The sequence below is a fragment of the Trinickia sp. genome (assembly GCF_051953405.1).
Lineage (GTDB): Bacteria > Pseudomonadota > Gammaproteobacteria > Burkholderiales > Burkholderiaceae > Trinickia.
Map to the genome: position 1 here is coordinate 1 of NZ_JBQCIV010000035.1, position 6,693 is coordinate 6,693.

At 64.3% G+C, this 6,693-nt stretch carries 5 protein-coding genes; all 5 read right to left on the reverse strand.

Going from position 1 to position 6,693, the window contains the following annotated elements; translation table 11 throughout:
* Positions 1-297 (reverse strand): 30S ribosomal protein S12 (gene rpsL / locus ACTHN9_RS05990; protein WP_440535836.1); only part of this gene is annotated, 297 nt, incomplete at its 3' end.
* A gap of 254 nt (positions 298-551) precedes the next feature.
* Positions 552-2,399, reverse strand: coding sequence for a DNA helicase RecQ (recQ, locus tag ACTHN9_RS05995; RefSeq protein WP_440535837.1), 1,848 nt, complete (start codon positions 2,397-2,399; stop codon positions 552-554).
* A 119-nt stretch (positions 2,400-2,518) separates the two neighbouring features.
* Complete coding sequence (locus tag ACTHN9_RS06000) at positions 2,519-3,430, reverse strand: bestrophin family protein (RefSeq protein WP_440535838.1); 912 nt, start codon at positions 3,428-3,430, stop codon at positions 2,519-2,521.
* A gap of 185 nt (positions 3,431-3,615) precedes the next feature.
* Positions 3,616-5,946 (reverse strand): two-partner secretion domain-containing protein, encoded by a 2,331-nt coding sequence (locus ACTHN9_RS06005; protein WP_440535839.1) that lies wholly within the window; start codon positions 5,944-5,946, stop codon positions 3,616-3,618.
* Positions 5,947-6,299: 353 nt separating this feature from the next.
* A partial coding sequence (locus ACTHN9_RS06010; protein WP_440535840.1) for a hypothetical protein occupies positions 6,300-6,693 on the reverse strand: 394 nt, incomplete at its 5' end.

Here is a 6,693-nt window from a genome sequence, read left to right on the forward strand (position 1 = left end):
GCGGACCATGTGGTAACGCACACCCGGCAAGTCCTTCACACGGCCGCCGCGAATCAGCACGACCGAGTGTTCCTGCAGGTTGTGGCCTTCACCACCGATGTACGAAATGACTTCGAAGCCGTTCGTCAGACGAACCTTGGCCACCTTACGGAGTGCCGAGTTAGGCTTCTTAGGCGTCGTGGTGTACACGCGCGTGCACACGCCGCGACGCTGGGGGCAGTCCTGCAAGGCCGGGCTCTTGCTCTTCGTCGTTTCCGACGCGCGGCCTTTGCGAACCAGTTGATTGATGGTTGGCATTGTGTATTCCCGAAATTGATAAAAACGCCGCACCGCCTGCCGGGCAAAGCGGCCCGCGGTGCGTGTCAAGCTGTCCTGCTCAGCCTTGGTGGGGCTCGCTCCGAGCGAAACTCGTGCGTGAGCGCACCCCTGGCCAAAGAGCCAAGAACAGGAACCCGGCATGATATGGCAAAAAGGTCAAGCGCGTCAATAGCTTGCGTGAGTGCCCGCTGGAGGCTGGCGGGCGATCCCGGGGCTACCTCGTGTCAGGGCGCTCAGTCGGCGCCGACGACTTCCAAGAGTTCGTCGCCGAACCGTTCGAGCTTGCGTGCGCCAATGCCCGGAATGTGGCGAAGATCGTCGATCGTATCGGGTGCCGAGCGTGCGATTTCAGCCAGCGTAGCATCGTGAAAAATCACATAGGCCGGTACGCCATCCGTCTTGGCCGTATCGGTGCGCCACGCGCGCAGCCGATCCCAGCGCGCGCGCTCGCGCGGCCCCATGCCAAGGGTCGGATCGGCTCGTTCACCGGTGCGCGACGATGCTTGGCGAGAACGCGTGGGCTTCACATACCGGCGCAAGGTGACGGTTTGCTCGCCCTTGAGCACCGGCTTGCTCGCTTCGGTCAGCACGAACGCGCCGTAGCCGTCGTGGTCCACCGTCAGATACCCATACGCAACCAGTTGCCGGAACACCCCGCGCCATTCGGGCTCCGACAAACTTGCACCGATGCCGAACGTGCTCAGCGTGTCGTGACCGCGTTCGCGCACCTTTTCGCTCAGGTTGCCGCGCAAGATGTCGATCAGGTGCCCGGCGCCAAAATGGAAACCGCTGGCACGGCGCGCACGAAACACGCACGAAAGCGCCATCTGCGCTTCACGTGTCGCATCCCACGTCTCGGGCGGTTCCAAACAGGTGTCGCAATTGCCGCAAGGCTTGCTCTCTTCCCCAAAATACGAAAGCAGACGCACGCGCCGGCACGCGGCCGTCTCGCATAAGCCCAGCAACGCATCGAGCTTGCTCGTCTGCACGCGTTTGTGCGTTTCGTCGGCCTCCGACTCGTCGATCATCTTGCGCTGCTGGACGACATCGCCGAGCCCATAGGCCATCCATGCGTTCGCCGGCAGGCCGTCGCGCCCCGCGCGCCCCGTCTCCTGGTAGTAGCCTTCGACACTCTTGGGCAGGTCGAGATGTGCGACGAACCGCACGTCGGGTTTATCGATCCCCATGCCGAATGCAATCGTCGCGCAGATGACGACGCCCTCTTCGCGCTGAAAGAGTTCCTGGTGACGCTGCCGCGTTTCGAAATCCATGCCGGCGTGATAAGGCAACGCACGCACGCCCTTCGTCTTGAGCCAATCGGCCGTTTCCTCCACCTTGCGGCGCGAAAGACAGTAGACGACCCCGGCGTCGGTCGTGCCGTCCGCGTTCGTGTGTTCGGCGCGAATGAAATCGAACAGTTGGGAACGCGCGTTGTCTTTCTCGACGATACGGTAGCGGATGTTGGGCCGGTCGAAGCTCGATACGAAGATGCGGGCTTCGTCGAGCGAAAGGCGATGCACGATCTCGTCGCGCGTGATGGCATCGGCCGTCGCGGTGAGCGCGATCCGCGGTACAGACGGGAAGCGCTCGTGCAGCACCGAAAGCTGCATGTACTCGGGCCGGAAATCGTGCCCCCATTGCGAGACGCAGTGCGCTTCGTCGATGGCGAACAAACCGATGCGGGCGCGTTCGAGCAAATCGAGAAAGCGCGGCGTCATCAGCCGTTCGGGCGCGACGTAAAGCAGGTCCAGATCGCCGTCGCGCAACGCCCGTTCCGTCGCCGCGGCCTCGCTGCCCGTGAGCGTGGAATTCAGGTACGCGGCCCGCACGCCCACTTCGGTGAGCGCCGCCACTTGGTCCTGCATCAGCGCGATCAGCGGCGAGACGACGATGCCGGCGCCGAGCCCCGCTTCGCGCCGTACGAGCGACGGGATTTGGTAGCACAGCGATTTGCCGCCGCCGGTGGGCATGAGAACGAGGCAATCGCCGCCGCCGGCGACGTGTTCGACGATGTCGCGCTGTTGCCCTCGAAACGCGGGGTAACCAAAAACTTCATTGAGGATTGCTAGGGCGCGCGACATGTAGGCTTCGAGAACGGCGAATGGTCGCAATTCTACCAACCCATCCGCCGCTGCCGGCACCTATCCGTCGCGCGTTGGCCGTTCGGTCGATCCGCCGACGCACGCAGCGACGGAAACGATCAGCTGAGCATGTATCCCACGGGCTCGGGCGCCGGCGGCAAGTCGCGCCGTCCGAGCATTTCGAGCAACGTCGCTTCGATCCCTTGGCACAGGGCATCGAGCGGCAAATCGTTCGGCTGCGTGCCGAACGGATCTTCGATTTCCGCACTCAACGCCTCGAGCGCGAAAAACGTATAGGCGATAAATCCCACGACGACGGGTGTCATGGCGCCGATCGACTCAGCGAGCCCGAACGGTAGCAAGAAACAATACACGTAGACGGTGCGATGAATGATCACCGCGTAAGTGAATGGGATCGGCGTACCGGCAATACGCTCGCAACCGCCCAGCGCATCGCCGAGCCGGCACATCGGTGCCTCCATCGCCTGGGCGAGCGGGTCCGAGAGCGCGCCGCGCCGACGCTGCGCCCGCAGCCATTCGCCAGCCATGACGAGCAGTACCGCCGGTTTGTAGCGGGCGTTCGCCAGCCGCGCGCAATCGGCTTCGGGCAGCAACCGGTCGAGGTCGTGCTTCGCATCCGTGCCGCGCAACTGGTGGCGCAGCGCGTGCGTGAACGCGATCAGACGGTTGACGAACGCCGGCGCATCGGAAGCATTGTCGACGAGCGTCACGGCCTGCCGCGCAAGTGCGCGCGTATCGTTGAGCACCGCCCCCCAAAGCACGCGTGCCTCCCAGAAACGCGCGTAGCTCGTGTTGTTGCGAAAACCGAGAAAGATGGCGAGCGTCAAACCGATCAGCGAGAACGGCACGAAAGTCAGATGGAATTTGTCGACCAGCAGCGAATGGCGCCAAACGGTGACGAGCGTCGCGAACGCGATCGTCAGCGCGAGTTGAGGGGCGATGTCGAGGATAACGGAGCCGCGTATGACAAGCATCATGCGCAGCCAGTTCGGATAGGGGCGAACGATCATGGCGGCGATTTCGATGAGTGCGCGCCATGACGGACCGCATGCATCGAATTCGATGTCGGGTGCGTCCGTCGCGAGCACGCTGGGGTATGCAGTGTATGCCTTTCACTCCGCCCGAGCGGCGGCGTGTTCATCAAGCGCACGCAAGGGCACACGCTCGCTGCGATACGCGCTGTCGAGAAACTCGCCTACCGGGCTTGCCAGCCGAGTATCGGATGCCCATCGGTAGCCGACATCGCCCAAACCCCGCCTCCACCGAAATTCCAACCGGCGAAGCTCGCCGATTGCCCCATCTGCGCACTCGTCAGTCCGTTGCTTGCGGGCACGCCGCCGCCATCGGCCTGCTTGCCCGACGTCTGCGCGTTCCAATAGTCGTTGGCGCCACCGCCGCTGCCGGCACCGATGAGGCCGCCCGATCCTCCGCCCGGGCCGAACCAAGGAGCGCCGCCGCCGCCCGTCACGGCACCCGTCGAGAACGATTGCGCGACCGTGCCGCTGCTCACGCCGACGAGGCCGCCCACGAAGGCCCATCCGCCGCCCGTCACGGCGCCCGTCGCGTACGATTGCGCAATCGTGCCCGTGTTGTTCGCAACCAGCCCTCCGAGATCGCCGCCTCCGGGCCCGCCGGTGAAATCGGGCACGCCGGAAACCGAGGCGCTGCTCCACGATTGCACGATCGTCCCGGCGTTCAGGCCGACGAGGCCCCCGATCGAGTAGCCGGTGCCGGGCCCGTAGTCGTTGAAGGAGTAGCCGCCCGTCGAGTAAGCGCGTGCGATGAGCCCGTCGTTCTCCATCGCCAACACGCCGAGGTAGCATGAACCGCCGTAGCAATGGCCGACGCCGCCTCCCCCATTCGTCACGCCGATGTCGCGCACGACGCCCGCCGAGCCGACCACACCGAACAGCGGCCCGGCCGCTGCGAAATAATTCCCGCCCCATCCGCCTTTGATCCGCACACCGTCGAGCGTATGCCCCAACCCGTCGAATTGACCGGTGAACGGCGTGGTGCTTCCGATCTGGTCGACATACCCGCCGTCGAATGCGATGTCGCGGCCGAGCGCGTAGTTGCCCGCGAGGTCGTTGGAGACACTTTCCAGGTCGGCGAGCGAATCGACGAGCCGATACGCAGTGATCTGCGTCACGGCGCCCGCGTCGCGATTCGGTGTCCACGCGGGGTTGCCCAGCAGCGTACCGGCCGCGTAGGCCCCGTTCGAATCGCGATAGAGGTTTACGCTTCCTGTGCTCTTGGACCAATCGAGCGTCCCGCCGTTGAGGACACCGCCGCCGTTGTCGATCGCGGTCGCGTCGGCTCGAAGGGCCAGATTGCCGGCGCCTTCGTTCCGAACGGTCACGCCCGGCTCGACGCGTACCGTGCGGTACGCGTTCAGCGCGAGCGAGCCCGCGCCCGTCCAATCGAGGCTGGCCGTGACATCGATGTCGCCGCTCCGGCCGTCGGTCGCTGTCGTTTGTACGGCAATCGACGTCCCAGCCGCGAGGCTACGGGAAAAGGCGCTCGCCGCATTCCGATCGAGCGCGAAGCCGGGCGTCGTGAGGTTCCATGTCCCGGCTTGAACGGTGACGCCGAGCGGATCGAAGCGGAACGTACGCGCTCCGGTGTCGACGATGCCACCGCTTCCGTCGGCGTTCTTTGCAATGAGATTGCCGGACAGCGAGACCGTGCCCGAATCGGCAACGAGCCAGAGGTGGCCGCTGCGCGATGCAGTGCCGGTGGCGCGAATGGCTTGATGGTTGCCGGAGAACGCGAACACGTTCCCATCCACGGCCTGTAGGCTCGCTTGCGCGGCGGCGATCCGCCCACCGTTCAGCACGGTGCCGCCGCTGCCCGCTTGCACGAAGACTTGGCGTCCGCTCGACGAATCGTTCAGCAACACGGTGTTGCCGGCCGCGAGTTCGGCTGTACCCTGCGGCGCGCTGATCGTGCCGAAATTAGCGACCGCCCCCGTCGCGATCAGAAAGACGTCGCCGTTCGTCGAACCGATCCGGCCGAGATTCGTCACGGAGGCCTTCGATGTGCCCGACAGAGTGAGCGCGCCGCCGCTCATGAAGGCAGCGTTGTCGCTATCGAGCGTCGACGCGACGAAGCGCCCGCCTGTCGAAACGACGCCGGTCGGTCCCACCACGATTCCCTGCGGATTGATGAGGTAGACGGTTCCCGTGGCGGAAAGCGTGCCGAAAATCGCCGATGGGCTCGTGCCGATCACCCGATTCAAGGTGGCGCCCGCCCCGTTATCGAAGACGACGTGGTACCCGCTGCCGACCGAAAAACTATTCCAATCGACGATACCGCGCCCTGATGTTTGATTAACGGTGAGCGTGGCGCCGCTACGAGAAATCGATCCATTCCCGTTGATGAACGTACCACCGGTCGGAAGTGGGCCGGCATGACAAAGGAACGATGACCCCGCACCGATTGCGAGTACTGCGCCCGCCCTCGCCGCCTTGACCCGCGCTTTGAGCCGCGCCTCGAGCGCAGCCGGCATACGGAAAACGAATCGCATGTTGCCCTCCCGGATATCGCCCCGTATTCGAGTCGATCACTCCGTCGGTAGGACTTGATGGTTCATTGAGAACAGACAACGAAACATGAGCGATCGGGCCGCGTTTTTCTTGTCATGGCCACGCGATGTTCGTTCAAATCGGATTTTTCCGCGACTGGTGAATTCGGACAGGCATTCGTGCTTTTACGCCATCAACCACCTGCCTGCGGCGACATCGACCCCGCACGATCTTCCGACAAGCACAGGCGAAAAAAAACCGCGCGGTCGAAACCGTGCGGTTTTTGCGCCAAGACGCTGGCGATGCGGGAACGTGAAGCGGGGAAGCTTAAGCGGCGCCATGCGCCGCCCTCCGCTTACTCCGCCGGGTGCTGCTGGTGCGGGATGTCGATCGGCGTTTCGTCGGCAGCGGATGCCGGCGGTCCGAACTCGAACGCTTCTTCCGCGGCGATCTGATCGAAACGCTCGCGGTCCGAAGCCTCCTTGTTCTTGCGCGCCTTGTGGAACGCAAGACCCGTACCGGCCGGAATCAAGCGGCCGACGATCACGTTTTCCTTCAGCCCGCGCAGATCGTCGCGCTTGCCCATGATCGCCGCTTCGGTCAGCACGCGCGTCGTTTCCTGGAACGATGCCGCCGAGATGAAGCTGCGGGTCTGAAGCGACGCCTTGGTGATGCCGAGCAGGACAGGCTTGCCCTCCGCCGGCTTCTGCTTCTTGTCGAGCTTGGCGTTCGTCTCGTCCATCTCGGCG

Coding starts and splice junctions, on each gene's coding strand:
- recQ (WP_440535837.1), bottom strand. CDS start 2,399: ATGTCGCGCGCCCTAGCAATCCTCAATGAAGTTTTTGGTTACCCCGCG.
- ACTHN9_RS06000 (WP_440535838.1), bottom strand. CDS start 3,430: ATGATCGTTCGCCCCTATCCGAACTGGCTGCGCATGATGCTTGTCATA.
- ACTHN9_RS06005 (WP_440535839.1), bottom strand. CDS start 5,946: ATGCGATTCGTTTTCCGTATGCCGGCTGCGCTCGAGGCGCGGCTCAAA.